Annotated in this window: 17 protein-coding genes and 2 pseudogenes; 9 read left to right on the top strand and 10 right to left on the bottom strand. The window is 60.0% G+C overall.

What is annotated here, in order from left to right; genetic code table 11:
* The 7 genes and pseudogenes from J5Y06_RS22635 to J5Y06_RS22665 all read right to left on the bottom strand — a co-directional run.
* Positions 1-214, bottom strand: a pseudogene (locus tag J5Y06_RS22635) (LysE family translocator); the annotation flags it as partial.
* 229 nt (positions 215-443) lie between these two features.
* Complete coding sequence (locus J5Y06_RS22640) at positions 444-1,148, bottom strand: ABC transporter ATP-binding protein (RefSeq protein ID WP_209337483.1); 705 nt, start codon at positions 1,146-1,148, stop codon at positions 444-446.
* Positions 1,141-1,890, bottom strand: a complete 750-nt coding sequence (locus J5Y06_RS22645; protein WP_209337484.1) for an ABC transporter ATP-binding protein — start codon at positions 1,888-1,890, stop codon at positions 1,141-1,143. The genes J5Y06_RS22640 and J5Y06_RS22645 overlap by 8 nt, the downstream gene beginning before the upstream one ends.
* Positions 1,891-1,902: 12 nt before the next feature.
* A complete protein-coding gene (locus J5Y06_RS22650; protein WP_209337485.1) occupies positions 1,903-2,880 on the bottom strand; it encodes a branched-chain amino acid ABC transporter permease in 978 nt (325 codons plus the stop codon).
* Positions 2,877-3,740 carry a branched-chain amino acid ABC transporter permease gene (locus J5Y06_RS22655; protein WP_209337486.1) on the bottom strand — a complete coding sequence of 288 codons (864 nt, stop codon included), beginning with the start codon at positions 3,738-3,740 and terminating at the stop codon, positions 2,877-2,879. The genes J5Y06_RS22650 and J5Y06_RS22655 overlap by 4 nt, the downstream gene beginning before the upstream one ends.
* 83 nt (positions 3,741-3,823) lie before the next feature.
* Positions 3,824-4,987: an ABC transporter substrate-binding protein gene (locus J5Y06_RS22660; protein ID WP_209337487.1), complete on the bottom strand. Its 1,164-nt coding sequence runs from the start codon at positions 4,985-4,987 to the stop codon at positions 3,824-3,826.
* 223 nt (positions 4,988-5,210) lie between these two features.
* A complete protein-coding gene (locus tag J5Y06_RS22665; RefSeq protein WP_209337488.1) occupies positions 5,211-6,626 on the bottom strand; it encodes an aminomethyltransferase family protein in 1,416 nt (471 codons plus the stop codon).
* Positions 6,627-7,044: 418 nt separating this feature from the next.
* Here J5Y06_RS22665 and J5Y06_RS22670 point away from each other — a divergent pair, with 418 nt between their 5' ends.
* The 8 genes and pseudogenes from J5Y06_RS22670 to J5Y06_RS22705 all read left to right on the top strand — a co-directional run bounded on the left by J5Y06_RS22670 (position 7,045) and on the right by J5Y06_RS22705 (position 14,878).
* Positions 7,045-7,458 carry a MarR family winged helix-turn-helix transcriptional regulator gene (locus J5Y06_RS22670; RefSeq protein ID WP_209337506.1) on the top strand — a complete coding sequence of 138 codons (414 nt, stop codon included), beginning with the start codon at positions 7,045-7,047 and terminating at the stop codon, positions 7,456-7,458.
* Between the two features lie 67 nt (positions 7,459-7,525).
* Positions 7,526-9,205, top strand: a complete 1,680-nt coding sequence (locus J5Y06_RS22675; protein WP_342453482.1) for an FAD-dependent oxidoreductase — start codon at positions 7,526-7,528, stop codon at positions 9,203-9,205.
* 89 nt (positions 9,206-9,294) lie between these two features.
* Entirely contained in the window at positions 9,295-10,353 is a 1,059-nt protein-coding gene (locus J5Y06_RS22680) for a maleylacetate reductase (protein WP_209337490.1), read from the top strand.
* A gap of 95 nt (positions 10,354-10,448) precedes the next feature.
* The gene (locus tag J5Y06_RS22685; protein WP_209337491.1) at positions 10,449-11,288 is read left to right on the top strand and encodes an intradiol ring-cleavage dioxygenase; all 840 of its coding nucleotides are present in this window, start codon (positions 10,449-10,451) and stop codon (positions 11,286-11,288) included.
* 33 nt (positions 11,289-11,321) lie between these two features.
* A pseudogene (locus J5Y06_RS23660) lies at positions 11,322-11,601 on the top strand (peptidase associated/transthyretin-like domain-containing protein); the annotation flags it as partial.
* Positions 11,602-11,667: 66 nt separating this feature from the next.
* Positions 11,668-12,276 carry a dioxygenase family protein gene (locus tag J5Y06_RS22695; RefSeq protein WP_209337492.1) on the top strand — a complete coding sequence of 203 codons (609 nt, stop codon included), beginning with the start codon at positions 11,668-11,670 and terminating at the stop codon, positions 12,274-12,276.
* A 598-nt stretch (positions 12,277-12,874) separates the two neighbouring features.
* Positions 12,875-14,101, top strand: coding sequence for an ABC transporter substrate-binding protein (locus tag J5Y06_RS22700; protein WP_209337493.1), 1,227 nt, complete (start codon positions 12,875-12,877; stop codon positions 14,099-14,101).
* 57 nt (positions 14,102-14,158) lie between these two features.
* On the top strand, positions 14,159-14,878 hold the full coding sequence (locus J5Y06_RS22705; RefSeq protein ID WP_209337494.1) for a haloacid dehalogenase type II: 720 nt from the start codon (positions 14,159-14,161) through the stop codon (positions 14,876-14,878).
* Between the two features lie 37 nt (positions 14,879-14,915).
* Here the strand turns inward: J5Y06_RS22705 and J5Y06_RS22710 are convergent, their stop codons facing one another.
* From J5Y06_RS22710 to J5Y06_RS22720, 3 genes are all read right to left on the bottom strand, one after another.
* The gene (locus tag J5Y06_RS22710) at positions 14,916-15,851 is read right to left on the bottom strand and encodes a LysR family transcriptional regulator (protein ID WP_209337495.1); all 936 of its coding nucleotides are present in this window, start codon (positions 15,849-15,851) and stop codon (positions 14,916-14,918) included.
* Positions 15,852-15,872: 21 nt separating this feature from the next.
* The gene (locus tag J5Y06_RS22715; RefSeq protein ID WP_209337496.1) at positions 15,873-16,778 is read right to left on the bottom strand and encodes a beta-keto acid cleavage family enzyme; all 906 of its coding nucleotides are present in this window, start codon (positions 16,776-16,778) and stop codon (positions 15,873-15,875) included.
* A 558-nt stretch (positions 16,779-17,336) separates the two neighbouring features.
* Positions 17,337-18,314: a quinone oxidoreductase family protein gene (locus tag J5Y06_RS22720; protein WP_209337497.1), complete on the bottom strand. Its 978-nt coding sequence runs from the start codon at positions 18,312-18,314 to the stop codon at positions 17,337-17,339.
* An 85-nt stretch (positions 18,315-18,399) separates the two neighbouring features.
* Here J5Y06_RS22720 and J5Y06_RS22725 point away from each other — a divergent pair, with 85 nt between their 5' ends.
* On the top strand, positions 18,400-18,756 hold the full coding sequence (locus tag J5Y06_RS22725) for an ArsR/SmtB family transcription factor (protein WP_209337498.1): 357 nt from the start codon (positions 18,400-18,402) through the stop codon (positions 18,754-18,756).
* The last annotated feature ends 22 nt before the right edge of the window (positions 18,757-18,778 follow it).

Raw genomic sequence — 18,778 nt, forward strand, 5'->3', positions numbered from 1 at the left:
CTTCCGCGCTAGCCAGAACGATGGCTGAAACACCGAGGCTCCCGGCGAGGACGTGGACTAATCCGCCAAGCCCGTTACCGAAGCTGGACGAGATGCCTTCGGCGCGTCCGCCAGCAAGGGTGCATGCCGCGACATAGAAGATGCCTGGCCCGGGTGTGATTGCCAGCAGGAATTCGGCCGCGGTGTAGAGGGCGAGCTGCGGGAAGTCGGGCATGGCGGTCCTTGTCCAGTGCGCCAGAGCCTCCGTTAGCTCACGCTGCCAATTGTCCCAAAAACCCTGACGACGGACAGATAGGTCGATCTTCTAGTACTGTTCCCCTTTATCCGAAGGAGCTGCAACTCGAGGGCTCGCCTCGGCCTGAGCACGCCCCCGTCCCCAAATTTGATGGGAACCCACCGATGCGTCCTGCCGATTTGGATTCGCAAGTGCAGGTAGCGGGCGGTCATTTGACGGCGACACCAACGTGTCGGTCGAGAAGGTCCCGGTTCGCCTTCAACTCGGCGGCGCTGGCATCCAGCACGATCGCACCTTGCTCAAGGATAAGCACGCGGTCGGCGAAATCCAAGGCCAAACGGGTGTGCTGTTCGACGAGAACAACTGTCTTACCCTGGGTCGAAAGTGCGTGGAACACCTCCATTAGCCCCTCGCAGATGACAGGCGCCAGCCCTTCGAGCGGCTCGTCCAGAAGGATGATGTGCGGCTTTCCCATCAGCGTGCGGGCGATGGCAAGCATCTGCTGCTCGCCGCCCGAGAGCTTGCTGCCGCCGTTGTGCCTGCGTTCCTTGAGGCGCGGGAAGAGTTCGTACGCCTCCTCGATGCTGGCGCCGTTGCGGACGCCGGCGAGAAGGTTTTCTTCGACGGTAAGGGACGGGAAGATGTCGCGCGTCTGCGGTACGAGACCGATGCCGAGCTGCGAACGCATGTGTGGCGGAAGCCTGTCGATCGACTGTCCATTGAGCCGGATCGCGCCCGAATGCTGGCGGGTTAGGCCCATCACTGTGGCCAGGGTAGTGGTCTTGCCAACGCCATTTCTGCCGACGACGGCCAGACGCTCCCCCTTGAAGACCTTGAGTGAGAGGTTGCGCAGCACGTGCGTGGCGCCATAGCCGGCGACAACGCTGTCCAACTCGAGCAATGCGTCAGCCATGACCGGCTCCGAGATAGAGTTCGCGCACCTTCGGATCCTGGCTGATCTCTTGCGGCGTGCCTTCGACAAGAATGGTGCCGTTGACCAGGACAATGATCCTGTTTGCGACCTCGAACACCAGTTCCATGTCATGCTCGATGATGAGAACCGACAGATCGGCGGGTAGGCGCTTGATCGCATCGATGATGAGGTGACTGTCCGACGAGGGCACGCCCGCGGCCGGTTCGTCCAAGATCAGGATCCTAGGCTTCAGTGAGAGTGTCAGAGCCAGTTCGACCAGCCGCTGCTGGCCATAGGCTAGGTTACGAACCAGATGGTCCGCAAGCGGAAGTAACTGGAACTCGGCAAGGGTTTTCTCAACCTCTTCCTCGACGGCGCTGTCGCCGTCATAACGGCGCAGAAAACTGGCAGTCCTGCGTTCCCTTTCCAGAATAGGCAGTCGAACGTTGTCGCGCACGCTCAAGCTGCGGAACAAATTGGTAATCTGGAACGTCTTGGCGATGCCGGCGCCCACGCGGGTTGCTTCGGGTAGTTTGCTGATATCATGGCCGTCGAGGTAAATGGAGCCCGACGTTGGTTCGAGCGCGCCGATGATCAAATTGGCAAATGTCGTCTTTCCGGCGCCGTTCGGGCCGATCAGCGCCGTGCGGGCGCCGGCCGGAAGGTCAAGCGTGATGTCGCGGGCGACACGCAAGCCGCCGAAGTTCTTCGAGACGTTTCTGACCTGAAGTCCTGTGGTCATCGTCCAGTCCCTTCAATCAAGTCGCATCAGGCGCTTCGGTAGCGAGATCAGACCTTCTGGCAGGAAGAAAACGACGGCGAGGACCATGAAGCCGATCACGAACAGCCAATTGAAAGGATCGATGCCAGCGGCGATGTGGTGCACCGTCATGAACACGAGGGTTCCGATCAGCGCGCCGTAGAGGCGTCCCGCGCCGCCGAGCACGAGCATCACCATCACCTCTGCCGACAGAGCAAAATTGAAAGCTTCGATACTGACGAGGCTGGTGATCTGGGCGGTCAGTGCGCCGGCGATGCCCGCAATCGCGCCGCCCAGAACATAGGCCGCGACCTTTCGACGATAGAGCGGTGTGCCGATTGCGCGCATCCGGCTGGGACTGTCCTTGATGCCCCGCAATGCAAGGCCGAAAGGAGAGGCCACCACCACGCGCAGCACCAACAGGATGACGAAAAGAACGCAGAATGCATACCAGAACGCCGTCTTGCCGATGAAGTCGAATTCGAAAATGCCAAGCACGGGGCCCATACTGATGCCGGTCAGCCCGTCCGCACCGCCTGTGATGCCGCGCGCCTTGGAAGCGGTCTCCTGCAGCACCATCGTGACCGCGATGGAAAGCATGAGCAGCGATAATCCATGCGCGCGCATCAGCAGCAGGCCAGAGACCAGCGCGATCAGAGCGCCGGCGGCGGCTCCTATGGCCAGTCCGAGCAGTGGGTCAGCGGAAACATGAATCGCGAAGAGCCCGGCCGCATAGGCGCCACAACCATACATTGCCGCGTGCCCCAGCGTCGCGATCCCCGCATAACCGAGGATGAGGTCGAACGAGAGAACGAAAACCATCATGATCAGGATCCGGGTCATGAACCCGAGATCGTAGGGGAACAGCCAAAACGCCACGAAAGCGCCGGCAAGCAGGATGATCGGAGGAAGGAACGTGGCCGCGCCCCTGATTTGCGGCCGCGCGGCGGCGATCGTGGAATTCGCGCTCATGAGGACTTGACCAGCAATCCGTTGGGCCGCAGCGCCAGAACCGCGGTGATGGCGAGGAAGAAGAAGATCGTGCCGATATCGGGAAGGAGGTATCGTCCCGCGGTGTCCAGGATACCGAGGCTAAGTGCAGCGACGAACGACCCGATGATGCTGCCCATCCCGCCGACCGCGACGACGATGAGGAAGAGAACCATGTAACGTAGTGGGTAGTAGGCCTCAATAGGCAGCAGCTCAGCCCCTAGGATGCCGCCGAATGCAGCCAACGCGGCGCCGAGGGCGAAAGCAGCGAGGTAGACTTTCGGCGTATCGATGCCCAGGGAGGCCGCCGTTGCCTGATTGTCCACAGAGGCGCGCAGGTAGATCCCGAAGCGGGTACGCTCGACGAGCAGATAAAGCGCCGTCACCACAGCAAGCCCGGCGAGGATCACGATGATGCGGTGAAGTGGAAGCACTTTGAAGCCGAGATCCACTGGGCTGCTCACAACTGGCGGCATTCGGATCGGCAGAAGTGTGGAGCCCAGGAACAGGTTTACGCTCGCAATCATGATGAAAACGATGCCGATGGTGGCGAGCACCTGCTCGAGTTCACTGAACCGGTAGATGTGCCGATAGACAAGCCGCTCGAGCGGTAGCGCGAGCACGACGACGGCCATCACAGACACCAGCAAGGCCGGAATGAAGGGAATACCGTAGCTGTTGGTCAGGACGTGGGCGCACGCGCCGCCCAGCAGCGCGAACCCGCCATGGGCGAGATTGACAATCCGCATCAGACCCATCGTCACCGAAAGGCCGATGGATATCATGAACAGGATCATGCCGTAGGCGATGCCGTCGACAACAATGCTGAGTGCGACCGTCATCAGTGAACACCAGTCAGGAACAGAGATTGGTTTCAGTCAGGGACATGGCGAGCGCGCGCCCGCCATGTCCCTGAGCCAGAAGATCAGCGGCTGAAGCCGAGATCCGGGACACTTTCGATCACGTCGAACTCGCGGTTCACGAGTCGGCTTCCATCGCGCTCGACGCGACGGATATAGACGTTCTGGATGACGTGCCGCGATGCCGGATCGATGCTGACCGGTCCGCGCGGGCTTTCCCAGGACAAACCCTTGGCCGCTTCAATCGCCTCGCTGCCGTCAGTTCCGGCCGCTTCGATCAGCTTGTAGATCAGGTGCACGCCGTCATAGGCGCCCACCGATGCCGGATTCAGCGTCGACTTGGGGAACATTTCCGCATGCTTGGCGCGAAAGGCCTTATTGAGCTCAGAATCATGGACTGCCGAATAGTGCTGCGCGGTTGTCAGTCCGATCGCTTGGTCACCGAGCGCGTCTAACGTGGACTCATCGGTCTCCCCGGTACCGATGAAGTTAATGCCCGCTTGTTTCAGGCCGTTCTCATTGTAGGCTTTGGTGAAGGCGAACGTAGCCGGGCCAGCCGGCAGAAATGCGAAGACGGTGTCAGCGCCAGAGCTTTTGATGCGCTGCAGGAATGGCGCGAAGTCGGTGGTCTGGAGCGGCATGCGGATCTTCTCGACAACCGTACCGCCCTTCTCTTCGAAGGCGCTCACGAAGGCATTCTCGGCATCAACCCCGGGATTGTAGTCGGACACCGCAGTGACAATCTTTTTTGCGCCGTTGGAGGCTGCCCAGTGAGCAGCGGGAACGGTGACCTGCCACAGCGTGAAGCTTGTTCGTACGAAGAATTCAGACTGCTTGTTGATCGCAGACGTTGCCGAGTTGAAGATCACGGCGGGGACCTTTGCCTGCGTGATCAATGGAGCTACCGCAAGCGCGTTCGGCGTGAAGTCAAAGCCCGCGAGGTATTTGACGCCTTCGCGGATCAACAATTCCTGCGCGGCAGCCTTGCTAGCATCAGGGTTTGGCCCGCCTACATCCTTATACACGAATTCAACTGTGTTACCAGCGACCTCCTTTCCATGTTGCGCAACATAGACCTGAATAGCCTCCTGAAATTGCTTCCCCCAAATTGCGTTTGGACCGGAGAAAGTCGCGATCACGCCAACTTTGATTGTTTCGGCAACCGCTGTACTGCAGAAAGCGGCCAAGGCGATCGAGCCGACAAGCAGGCTCGCACACAGTCGTTTCATCTTTAACCTCCCTTAAAAATTTGCGGATCTGATGGCGTCGTGCAGATTACTACAATGACACCAACCTCCCTGACGTTTAGTAAGGAAACCCGACTAATGTGTCAAGCTGAGAGGCCAGCGGCTAAAGCAGCGATCGACGAAATGCTTGAAGTCCTTGTTGCTACAAATGACACCGCTGGTGAGATCAGGAGTGCCGCTGCCAATTCCGTGCGGACATCTCGTCTTAGCTGATCGCGGCTCGCTTCAGTTTCTGTACGGATTGTGCATAGGGAACGGGCGCAACCGTTGCTCGGATTTTGAATTGTTCGTGACGCTCAACGTGCGGCTTGCGTGAGCCCCCCCCGGGTTCGCCCCAGGTCAGGACGACCTCCGTACCGGGAATCGCGCTTGCCGGATCGAGCATTGCCAACGACAATACCTCGCCTTCGTTCGCGCTGTAGCCGCAGTGGCAGGAATGCCCAACGGGAGAACCATCGTTGGCGCTGACTTCGTCGAACTGCGGCCAACCATAGTAGGCGACCGGGAAGTCCAGCGCCTTGTAGCGCGGGCCGTCGCCAAGCTGCGAGGAGAATACCTTCGTGACGTCGTCCCGGTTCCAGACCAGCGTCACCTTCTTGCGACGCTTGCTTTCTGGCAGCGCTTCGAGTGCCTCGCGGCCGATGAAGTCGTGGTCGAACTTGAGGATGTGGCCGTAGCCCAGATCCCACGGCGTGACGTAGTAATCCTCAATATCGTCAGACAGGAAGCTGCCGCCGAGCTGTGCGTTCGCTTCCCAGCCGCTGTCGGACAGCCACTCGCGATAGTCGCGCAGTTCCTCACCGGTATAGATGCCGGGGAGGGGATAGGGCATCCAGCCGAACTCGAAAATGGTGCTGAAGTAGGTCTTGGTGCCACCCTGCTGGAGACCGTATTTCTCGCCGGCTGCAAGCAGCGCGGAACGTACCTTGCCCATCTCGTCATAGGGACCGGAAAGCTCGGCGCCAAGATGGCCCGCCATGCCGTGCCGCAAGACAAGAACCTCGCAGCCGCCGATCTTGACCTTTGCGGTTCTAAAGAACGGAATTTCCGGCGCGCCGCCTTCCACAGCGTCCTGGAAGATCTTGCCGGCGTTCGGTCCTTCGAGCTGGAAGCGGTAGAACCAGCGCCTGCCGGTCGGATTGTAGGGTGTCGGATCGTCGCGCTCGATGGTGACGTTGTAACTGCCCTTTTCGGCGTTGAAATGTACCCAGTTGAGCAAAGGCATGCTGCTGATCAGCTCAAAAGTCTCCTCCTCGAGCCGGTAAACGACGCAATCGCCGATCACATGCCCGCGAGGCGTGCAGCCAATGAGCTGTTTGGCCCGATCGGTCGTAAAATTCGCCAGGCTATTAATGCCGATTTTTTCCAGGAGCCGGAACGCGTCGGGCCCTCTGAGAAGCATCTCCGGCATATGATGCGACTGGTCAAAGAGTATTGCGGTTTCCCGCCAGGCCCGCTGTTCGTCCCGCCAATTCGTGAACTCCGGAGGAATGAACGCTGCTGTGAGGCCTGTGCGCGCCCGGTAATGGGGGGCAACCGTCTCGTTATAAAAATAGCCGACGAGATCGTCTTTTTGGTCAACGAGCGCCTGTAGCGATTTCCCGCCATTTGCTTTTATCATAATTATCGCATCCTGCTGGAGAAGAGTAACTTCCGAGCCTCACTGCATCTGGCGTGAGACATACAAAGCGGGCGAATGCCTGCGGAGCCGATCAAGGTACGGAAACGACTTGATGCACAACTTCGTCCCGGCCGAACGAAGTTAAAGCGACTGACAGCGTCGCTCGGCGGCGCCGCTCCGCGCTATCCACTTCTCGCAAAAACATCTTTCCTCCCGTGTGCGACCGCTAAGCCGCCAGTCCGATATTGTTCGGATACCTGACTGTATAATTAGAGGGTCCGAACTGTCAATCCGATCTGCTGGGGTGGAAAACCCCCGCCGGTCAGCGTATCGCGGGGGCTGTAAAGGCTTGAGCCAAGGGAAGTAAGCGAGCATGGGACTGAAGAATTCCTGGAGGCGTAACAACATCGGCCGCCGCATGAACGAAGCTGTCCGCTTGTTCGAGGCGCGGATCGTTGAAAACCTGAGCGCGAATGGACATGAGGAGCTGAGCCTCGCTCATATTAACCTCACTCGCAATCTTGACGAAGACGGCACTCGCCTCACCGAGCTTGCCAGGCGGGCTTCGATGACGAAGCAATCTATGAGCGAGCTGGTAGAGCAGGTTGAGCTGACCGGGCTTATCGAAAAAAGGCGCGATCCCACCGACGGTCGCGCAAAGCTCGTCTGCTTTACTGAGACGGGGTTCGTGTGGCTGGAGGCGTTTCACCACAGTCTGGAAGCTGCCGAAAGCGAGATGCGTGCGGAACTGGGTTCCCCGATGGTGGATCTGATGGTCGAGGTTCTGGCGCAATATGTCGAGGCACGACGGGACACTGCTGACCGGGATTAGCACCTTGACAATCGTCTGGTTTCCTTACCAAGATCAGGGCCTGCAATGCCTTTGTGGAGGATGGACGGTGGATCAAGCCGCGTTCGATGTCGCGATTTCGGGAGGCGGACCGTTCGGTCTGATGCTGGCCAACGAACTCGGTCGGCGGGGTATCTCGGTCGTTTTGTTTGACGAGAAGTCATCCACCGCCTTTAATCCGCAGGCCAACGCCACGCAGGCCCGCACGATGGAGCACTATCGCCGCCTCGGCTTCTCCGAAGAGATCCGGGCGCTGGGTCTTCCCGAGGATTTTCCGACCGATATCGCTTACTTCACACGTTACGCCCAGCGTGAGCTGGGGCGATTCCGCCTGCCGTCTTCGCGTGAGGCACGCGAAAAAGTCCCGTCGATGTCCGGCTCATGGAGCGCGGCCGAACTGCCGCACAGGGTTTCGCAGAAGTATGTCGAGCAGGTGCTGCGCCGGCACGCCGAGGCACTGCCCGGTGTCTCGATCAACTATGGTTGGCGCGTAACCGAGTTCGCCGACCGGAAAGATGACGTTTCCGTCACGGCGCAGGAAGTAGCGGGATGCAGGTCCCGCAGCGTGCGGGCACGCTACCTGATCGGCGGCGACGGTGGGAGAAGCTTCGTGCGTCGCCAGCTCGGCATCTCCTACAAGGGCGATGCCAGCGCAGTCCGCGACTTCTTCGGCGGCCGCATGTACGCGATCTACCTGCGCAGTCCGCAGTTTTACGAGGTAGTGCCTTTCGCGCGGGCCTGGATGAACGTGACCTTCAACAGCCGACGTCGGGCCTTCATGGCGGCGGTGGACGGCAATGGCGAGTTCGCGTTCCACACCCAGCTCCGCGATGGCGAGGTTGAGGAGCGGATCACCGACGGGGAGGCTCTTGAGATGTTCCGTAGCGCGGTCGGGTACCCTGTGGAGGCGGAGATCCTTTCCCGCGGCACGTGGACTGCTGGCTATGCGCTCGTCGCCGAGAGCTATGGGCGAGGACGGGTGCTGCTCGGCGGAGACGCGGTCCATCTGTTCACGCCGGCAGGGGGGCTCGGCTACAATACCGCCGTCGATGATGCCGTGAATCTCGGGTGGAAGCTCGCCGCAGCAATCAAGGGCGTGGCTTCGCCGGACATCGTCGACAGCTACGAGATCGAGCGGCAGCCGAACGCGGTCCGTAACACGGGCTTCGCGAAGGGATTTGCCGATTCGATCGGCCTTTATACGGCTAAGCCGGGGCTCGAGGACGACACCGCCGAGGGCGAGGCACTGCGTAGGGAGGCGGGCGAATATCTTGCTGCGCACGGCAGGGCTGAGTTTAATATTCCCGGGATCACCTTTGGCGCCCGCTATGACCAGTCGCCAATAATCCTGTCGGAGCCCCGCACCCCGGCCGAGGACCGGCCGGACATTTATGTGCCGACCGCTTCGCCTGGTGGACGCGCACCCCATTTCTGGATCGATCCCGCGACCTCGCTCTACGACCTGTTCGGCTTTGAATGGACACTCCTATGCTTCGGAAACAGGGTTCCAGCCGACGGCTTCGTCGCCGCGGCAGCCTCTGCGGGAATGGAACTGAGGGTAGTGGACATTGCCTCCGCTGACGTCGGGGCCCTCTATGAGGCGCCGCTGGCGCTGATACGGCCCGACCAGGTGGTTGCCTGGCGGGGAGACAGCGACGCCGATGCGCCTTTCATCGTCGAGACCGTGCTCGGTCGCCGCATGTCCAGATCCCAGAAGATCGCCAGTTGATGGCTGAGGCCCGGCAATTTCGCCGGCGCCAGAATGCATTTCTAGGCACCGCGCAGTTTCCGTCGGCAGCCGGCGCCAGGAGTATCAGAATGATCGAAGCTTTTAGCGTCACCCTTAATCCCGCCCGGATCATCTTCGGGCGAGGCGCTGTTGACCGGCTCGCCTCTGAGGTCGCGCGCATAGGGGCCCGACGCGCGCTCGTGCTGTCGACGCCGTTCCAGAAGGCGGACGCCGAACGGCTCGCGAGCAGTCTCGGGAAGGCTGCCGCCGGGGTCTTCGCCGAGGCCGTGATGCACACGCCGATTTGCGTGACGGAACGGGCTCTCGCGCTGTTTGAGGCGGCGGGGGCCGACTGCGTCGTTTCCTTCGGGGGTGGCTCCACGATCGGTCTCGGCAAGGCGATCGCCTGGCGTAACGACACGCCCCAGATTGTGGTGGCGACAACCTACGCCGGGTCCGAGGTCACGCCGATCCTGGGCGAGACCACCGACGGTCTGAAGACCACGAGACGCGACCACCGCATCCTGCCTGAGGCAGTGATTTACGATCCCGACCTTACGGTCAGCCTGCCGGTCGGCATGAGCGTGTCCAGCGGGCTCAACGCCATGGCGCATGCCGTCGAGGCGCTTTATGCGCAGGACCGCAACCCAGTCTCGTCCTGGCAGGCGATCGAGGGCATAGGAGCGCTCAAGAAAGCCCTGCCGCGGATCGTGGCGAAGGCGGAGGATATCGACGCCCGCTCGCTGGCGCTCTACGGGTCGTGGCTTTGCGGCACGGTGCTCGGCACCGTCGGCATGGCGCTGCATCACAAGCTTTGCCACACGCTTGGAGGCAGCTTTGATCTGCCCCACGCGGAGACGCACGCGATACTGTTGCCCCACTCCGCCGCCTACAATGCACCGGCTGCGGAGGAGGCGCTACGCCCCGCCGCCGATCTCTTCGGCGGTTCGCTAAGCGGAGGCCTTCACGACTTCGCCTCGTCGCTGGGAGCGCCGCTCGCGCTGCGCGATCTCGGACTTGCCGAAAGCGACCTCGACCGCGCCGCAGATTTGGCCGTGGAGAACCCCTACTGGAATCCACGCCCCATAGAACACGATGGTATCCGCGCCCTGCTGCAGGACGCATGGGAGGGAACCCGTCCGTCTTAGGCAGCAGCCGACGCTGCCCATTGCTCATCGCGATGCCTCACGGCGGCGCGGCGCACGAAGCACGACCGATTAGCGACACACGGAGGAGGAACGAGGTGCAAGGCTATTTCACCGAGCAGAGTTCTGTCGAGGCGGTCAACACCCGCATGGACAAGAGCATAAACCCACGTCTCGCCGAGGTCATGGGCTGCCTTGTCAGCCATCTCCATGCCTTCGCAAAAGAGATCCATTTGACCCAGGAAGAGTGGGAGATCGCAATAGACTTCCTCACCAGGACGGGCCAGATGTGCAACGCCGAGCGGCAGGAATTCATCTTGCTCTCCGATACGCTGGGTTTCTCCATGCTGGTCGACGCCATCAACAATCGCCGCCCGAAGGGGGCGACGGAGAACACCGTTTTTGGACCGTTCCACGTCGACAATGCGCCAATCCGCAAGCATGGCGAGACCATCAGCCTGGACGGGAAGGGCGAGAGCTGCCTCTATGAAGGCCGCGTCGTCGACCTCGACGGAAACCCGATTGAAGGCGCGCGCATTGACGTCTGGTCGGACAACTCGGAAGGGTTCTACGACGTCCAGCAGCCCGGCATCCAGCCGAAGTCGAACAATCGGGGCATCTTCGTCACCGGTCCCGACGGCCGCTACAGCTTCGTCGGCATCAAGCCCGTCTCGTATCCCATTCCTGATGACGGCCCGGTGGGTCAGATGTTGGGCCATCTCGGCCGCCATCCCTATCGTCCTGCCCACATGCATTTTCTCGTGACGGCCGAAGGCTTCCAGAAACTGGTCACGCATACTTTCGTCGGTGACGACCCTTATCTGGAATCGGATACGGTGTTCGGGGTCAAAGAAACGCTGGTCGCCCCATTCGAACGCATCGAGAACGGCAGCACCCTCTGGCACTCTCCGTTCGATTTCGTGCTCGTGGGGCGCTGATTGACAATAAGCGCGCCCAATCTCTGTAAACCAATCCGGCCCGGCCGCGTACCTTATCCGGATGGTCCCCTTCAAGCACCCCATATCACGCTCTGGGTCGTTGCACGCGGCATCAATAGCGGCCTCCACACGCGGCTTTACTTTGCCGATGAGGCGCAGCCCAACGCGGCCGATCCGCTTCTCTTTGCGCATTCCCGAGCCGTCGCCCCTCGAAACGCTGGTAGCTGCGCGTTCAGAACGCGACGGGCTGCCGGTGTTTACCCTTGACATCCGCATCCAAGGCGAAAATGAAACCGTGTTGCTCGACATCTGACCGCCGCAACGCCGATCCGAAAGTTCCGAATCGGATATCGGTAAAGCCCTGAGCGACGTACCGGGCATGTGCCGCGTATCTACAGCTACCGTTGAAGGCCCATACTACATCGACAAGGAAATAGTTCGCTCGGATATTCGAGAGGATCAGCCCGGCGTTCCCCTGGAACTTGAGTTGCGGCTCGTCAATGCGAACAGGGGTTGTGCGCCGACCGCAGGGGCGGTTGTGTCCGTGTGGCATTGCAATGCAGAAGGGGAGTATAGCGGCTATCTCTTCGATGACTCTAGCGAGTTTCCAGAAATGGGAGTCGCGGACGAGACAGGCCATGTGCCCCAACGAGACACCGAACGTTTTCTGCGTGGAGTGCAGACAACCGATCCTGACGGAAAGGTGACGTTCCGCACAATATTTCCGGGATGGTACACGCCGAGAGCCGTGCATATCCATGTTCGAGCTTATCTCAGCGAACGAGATATGATCACAACGCAGATCTATTTCCCACAGGCGGTGGTAAACACCATCCACTCGAAGCACGGCCCCTATAAAGATCGGGGGGTTTCAGTTTACACGAACGAAAATGATTTCATTATCCGGCCAGAAGAAATTCTTGAGGTTCAAGTCAGGGAAGACAACACGCTCTTCGCAACGATGACATTTGGCGCCAGTAATGTGTGACTAGAGTGCTTAGAACGGTGGATCGATCGGGAAGGTAAGCTGGCGCAGGGGCATGTCTTCGACATGCTACCGCGTTAGTTAGCTTTTTGAATCACGAGCCGAATTCTCTGGGCGTTCTCGCGACGTGCTGAAACATGTTGCCTCCTCGCCCTAAGCTAAGGGCGAGGGTCCGGGGCGAGGGCGGTCAGCAAGGCGTCCGATTTGGCGCTTGCAGGTACCAAAGCGGTTATTGGCATCCGCATTTCTAACCATGTCGGCGGAACAGATATTGGGGACAGTGATCCCCGGTCGCAGATGCAGGCACTCACCGACAATGCGTAATCGAAGTTCGTGGTCCCGCTCTTGGTGTCGCGAGGGGACAGATGCTTTGTGAGACCCCTCTGATCGATAAGCCATCTGATAACGCCGTGATCCGCAGCAAGGCAGTGGCCGGAGTGCAGATATAGAAACACGAGATGATGGCATCTAAAACAAATATAGTTCGATTATAATCGATATAATAATGAACTGTTGCGTGTACTTTTGAACATTTGTAAGAGATATACTGACGCCGGTCCGGGTGATTGGAGAGACCGGTGGACGACCTGGGAGGTAGACAATGAAAATTCGTTTCTGCGGCCGCTCGCTTTTGGCAAGCTTGCTTATCAGTTCAACCATCAGCTTCGGAAGTGCCGGCGAGGCGACGTCCCAAACCGCAGAAGGGGTGAAGTTTGGGGTCCTGAACGATCTCACGGGAAGCTTTGCTGACCTAGGCGGTCAAGGATCGATAGTTGCTGCCCAAATGGCTATTGATGATTTCGGGGGAGAAGTGCTCGGTAAGCCGATCGCGCTCGTATCGGCGGACAGCCAGAACAAGCCAGACATCGCCAGCGCCACGGCTCGCCAATGGTTTGACGCGGATGGCGTGGATGTGATCCTTGATCCTGTGCCATCGTCGGTGGCGCTTTCGATCCAGGAGCTTGCCCGCGACCGCAAGAAGATCGTGATCGTGGCGTCCTCTGGTATCGCGGACTTCACGGGGAAGGCCTGCTCCAGTACCAGCTTCCAATGGGCATACGACACCGTTGTCCTGGCAAGTGGAACCGCGTCGACGCTGGTAAAGGAGGGCTTGCAAGACTGGTACTTTGTGACTGCCGACGTGGCCTTCGGACACTCGCTTTCTGCGGAAACCCAAAAGGTCGTCAAGGCCAACGGGGGCAATATCCTAGGGGAAGTCAGGCACCCGTATTTCGCTTCCGACTTCTCGTCCTTCCTCCTTCAGGCGCAGGGTGCCAACCCGGACATCATCGCGCTTGCTAATTCAGGTGCCGACACCACCAACGCGATCAAGCAAGCCTTCGAGTTCGGCGTCGTTTCGGACAAGTTGAAGGTGGCAGCGATGCTGGCCTTCATCACCGACGTAAAGAGCGTCGGCCTCGAACAGGCTCAGGGGCTCTACCTGACCGAATCCTTCTACTGGGATATGGACGACGAGACCCGTGCTTGGTCGGCCCGCTTTGCGGAAAAGATGGGCGGCAAAATGCCCTCGATGGCGCAGGCGGCCATTTACAGCGGCGTGTCGCACTATCTTAAGGCCGTCAAGGAAGTGGGAAGCAAGGATGCCGTCGCTGTGGCGGAAAAGATGCGTGAGCTTCCCGTCAACGACTTCATGATCAAGGACGGAAAGCTGAGAAAGGATGGTCGGATCGTCCGCGACTTCTACCTCTTCCAAGTCAAGACTCCTGCTGAATCCACCGGATCCTGGGACCTGTACAAGCTTGTCCGGAAGATACCTGCCGAGGAGATCGTCCCGGCCGTCGGTGCCACTGGCTGCAAGGACAACTGACATGCCGATGGCGCTGCGGGAAGGCTCGCGGCGCCGCACTCACGTGGAGAGCTAAACTTGACGCGGAATAACGGAACGAAGGTCGAAGCCCTGCTGTTCGACGTCTTCGGAACAGTGGTGGATTGGAGGGGCGGAATAATCCGGGAGGCGGAGCCGTTTCTGCGGGCCCACGGCTCTCCGGTGGGAGGCCCCGAGTTTGCAGACCGTTGGCGAGGGCTTTACCAGCCTTCCATGGAAAAGGTTCGAACCGGAGCCCGGGAGTTCACGAAGCTGGACGTGCTACACCGTGAAAATTTGGACCACCTAGTAAAGGAACTTGGCCTAGATCCAGACGGTCCCGAACTCGAGAGCCTTAACTTGGCCTGGCACCGACTGGATCCCTGGGCGGACTCAGTCGAAGGCTTGAAAAGGCTACGTAAGCGGTTCCTCGTCGCACCGCTTTCGAACGGCAACGTGCGCCTACTGACGGACATGGCGAAGCGCGCTGGGCTCCCTTGGGACTGCATCCTGGGAGCGGAGGTCGTGCGTGCCTACAAGCCAGACCCGCAGGCGTACCGGGACACGGCTGGGCTTCTCAACTTGCAGCCTGCGCAGTGCATGATGGTGGCCGCCCACAACGACGACCTTGCGGCCGCAGCGGATGCCGGACTGCGCACGGCATTCGTGCTGCGGCCGACTGAGCACGGCCCTGAACAGTCCACCGATCTCGGCCCCGATGCTTCATGGGACTACGTGGCTTCCGACCTGGTGGAACTCGCCGACCTTCTGAGGAATTAGGTGCTTTTGTAGGTGCTTGCTGCGACCGGAGCCCGTGTCATGCGCCAGAATGAAATGGCTCGGCTCCATGCCAGGCCTTAGAGAGCAGGAGATCAACGCACACCTCGGCGACCGCTGTGGCGATTGCTTCCGAAGCCAATGTAGGGGGAAGCTCGGTGTGCCTGCACAGGCAAAGGTCCCTGTAGAGCGGCGGGGATAGCCCGGTTGCTTGAAGCGACCCGTTCTCCAGGTCATGTTCGAATGCCATCTCTGTCAGGATGGTCGCTCCTACGCCGGCAAGGATCATCGACCGGAGGATCGTCACCGAGTTGATTTCGGCGAAAGGTTCGATGCGGGGCAGGGCCTGTGATAAAGCCATGGCATCCAGCAGCGGCCGTATGCCCTGTCCTTCTTTTGGAAGGAGAAGAGGCAGGGAAAGCGCGTCCGTAGAGGAATAGCGTACTCGAGACGCGGTACCGTTCGCCTTCGTTATGACCTTCAACTCTTCCCGGACCAGCGGCGTCACGAGGAGGCCCTGCAGCGCCTGGTGATCGATCAGGACAGCCAAGTCCATAGCCCCCTTCCGCAGGTCGGCCTCAAGGGTTCCGGTCAGTTCTTCCGTCAGTTCAAGCCGAATGTCAGCGTGCTTCTCCCTTACGTGCTGCAGCAGCGGAACCGATAGGAAGCTGCAGACGCTCGGCGACATTCCCAAGGTGACCTTGCCGCTCAGTTTTCCATTCCCGCTCGCGACGACCTGCGGCAGGCCGTCGAACTGCTTGAGGATTGCCCTTGCATAGGGAAGGAGCACCGTGCCCACCTCGGTGAGAACCACGCCTCTGGACTGTCGGTGCAGGAGGTCCGCCTTCAGTTCTGCCTCCAGTTTCGCCAACTGGTAGCTCAAGGCGGACTGGGCGACGTGGAGGTGGTCAGCAGCTTTGGTGATGTTCCCCCTGTCTGCGATCTCCACGAAGTAGCGAAGCTGCCGTATTTCCATTGCTGTCCTCCGATGAGGATCTTAGCCCGGCGCCTCGGTCGAGGCGACTGCGAGAAGCTGCCCCGCCGCAGCCATAGTGCCGCCCGCCCGGTCGATCAAGCTGACGGCCGCCTCGACGAGGGCGACGTTGGACATCTCACACCCGAAGGGTGCGTCCTCCAGTCCTACCCGCACATGCCATCCTCTGGCGACCGCGTTTGCAACGAGTGGTAGGATGTCGACGCCCAGCCCTCCGATCATAATCGGATCGTCCAGGTCCAGTTGAGCCGCAAGGGCTTCGTAACTATCCATCGCAGAGGCACATGGCGGCAGTCCGAAGAGGAACTCGGTACTGAACATCAGGCGGTAGAGCGGCGCAGGCAGGCTGGCGAAGCGGGAAGCCATCGCCTGCCCAAGCCTCATGAACCCGGGCTCGTAGATTGCGTAAGCGGGCCTCACGCCGTAGATGGCGCAGACTTCAAGGCCTTCCCTGAGCGTCGCAGCCTTGTTCTCGTAAACGAATCCCGGTTCCGTCTGGCTGAGATCGGCTTTCCTGACGACGTTCGTGGATCCGGGATCGATCGTCGCCCATTCGATCAAGCCGCGTTTCGCAAGTGCTTCGGTCACGGCGTAGCGCGGGCCAGAGGCCGCTCTCATGAAAGGCGCCGTCGGATAGACGATCACGTCCACCCGCTCTCTGATTCCTTCAATAATCCGGACATAGGTCTCGAGATCGTCGTTCTGCGTCAGGGTGCCGTCGTCATACGGATGCACGTGGATTACGTTGGCCCCTGCCGAAGCGCAGCGGATGCCTTCGTCTACGATGTCCTGCGCACGATATGGTGCCTTGGGCTGGTTCGGGGGCCCCCAAGGACCGTTCAGCGCGACCTCAAGCACCGTCCCGCGTTTAGCAGAGCTGCGGGCAAGCTGTTTTAGGCACAAGGTCATTGCTTTTCGCCAGACGCAGGAAAAGGATGAACGCTAAGATCGCTATAGGGACGAGCAGGAACATCCGGCTTTCCGAGGCTGCGTGATATCATGTCCCATGTCCTTAGCACCGCTTGGCGACGCGACCAGTGAAGCCTGGCAGCAGATGTCTTGAACTGCACACGACCTCTACAGCCTTGGCTCTAACACTAGATACGATTGCAAGAAGCAATGGGTGACAAGGGTATCGACCCAAAAGCGCTTCTGCGGTACATTCCGCTTGCCAGGGCTTTCAAGATGGGCACAGGCTTCCATTTCTGTGTTCAGTCTATTACATCGGCGGTGGCATATCTCCGGATTAGTGCCCCTATTTTGATTGCACAAATAGAGAAATGCGCACGCTCAATCTTGTCCTTAGATCGCTAAGCACATTTGCCGGAAGTTCCGCGCTGACCCTAGGTCGTGTATCCACAAACTGACAATGCCTCGAATGGGTGGATAGCGTAGGTCGGCGGCTCAGATTGGAGGAGTGCGCGGATCTGTCCCCGTCAGCTGCAGCTGAATGTTAGGCTGCCTCCGTCAAGGAATGATCAGGATCGTTCCTTTGAGCCGGCGCTGCTCAGCGGCGCGGTGAACCTCGGCGATGTCGTTAAGCTCAAAACGGCCCCCAATATCGGCCTTTACGTGCCCCCGCGCGATGGCATCGAGGAGATCGGCTGCGTTGGCACGGAAGGTCGCCGGATTGGCATTGTGGGGGAAAACAGACGGCCGCGTCAGGAATAGGCAGCCCTTCTTGTTCAGCAATTCCGGATCGACCGCAGGGGCCTTGCCCGAGGACGCGCCATAATTCACCACAAGGCCGAATGGCGCAGCGCAATCCAGGGAGCGCAGCAGCGTGTCCTTGCCTATCGCGTCATAGACGACACGGGCCTTGATCCCAGATGCCGCGAGAAATGCTTCCGGCCATTGCGGATCGTTGAGGTCGATCACTTCCTTACATCCGGCTGCCAGCGCTGTCTCGCGCTTTTCCGGCGAGCCAGTGGTGCCAAAAACGGTCGCTCCCAGCGCTGTGGCCCAACGCGTCAAGATTTGGCCGACCCCGCCGGCTGCTGAATGGACCAGTAGTACGTCGCCCGGCTCGACCCTATGCGTTCTGCGCAGCAGATATTGAGCGGTCATGCCCTTGAACAGCAATGTCGCCGCCGTCTCGTCGCTGACGCTCTCAGGGAGCCGAACCAACTTATCGGCAGCAACATTGCGTCGTTCGGAATAAGCCCCCACGCCAGCGTTCATATAGGCGACGCGCTCGCCGACCGCATGCTCCAAAACACCCTGGCCGACAGCCTCCACGACGCCAGCAGCCTCGAAGCCGAGACCAGTGGGCAGCGGCAGTGGGTAGATGCCCTTGCGCTGATAGATGTCGATGAAGTTGAAGCCGATCGCCTTGTGGCGGATCTGAACTTCGCCGGTTGCTGGCGGCGGGAGGTCCCGCTGCACAATCTTCAGGACCTCGGGCCCCCCGAATTCGGCCAGTTCGACTATGCGGCTTGCCGTCATACTGAATGTCCTCCCATAGACCGAGACGATCTGATACACAGCTATAGGTATGATGTAAATCATACCCTAACCAGGACGGAGCGGTATGATGCCCGACGAGAACGGTCACCCCGATGTCGGCGAGATGGAGATCGGCGCGATCTTCGCCGCGCTTGCCGATCCGGTACGCCGGAAGGTCGTGCTTGCTCTGGCGGCCGATCGCGATTGCATCCGCCATTGCAGCGCGTTCGACTTGCCGGTTACCAAGGCGACGCGAACCCATCATTTCCGCGTCCTGCGTAAATCCGGGCTCATTCGGCAGGTCGATCTTGGCAACAGCCGTACCAATCAGTTGCGCTGGTCGGATCTTGAAAGGCGCTTCCCTGACCTGCTGCGCCTGCTCGCCGCAGAAGCCGCGGCCGACCCAGCAAGAACCACGGGCGAAACGACGCGAGCTGGATGAAACCGCAACCGCGCGCTTGGGA

This window comes from Tianweitania sediminis, assembly GCF_017813335.1.
GTDB lineage: Bacteria > Pseudomonadota > Alphaproteobacteria > Rhizobiales > Rhizobiaceae > Tianweitania > Tianweitania sediminis.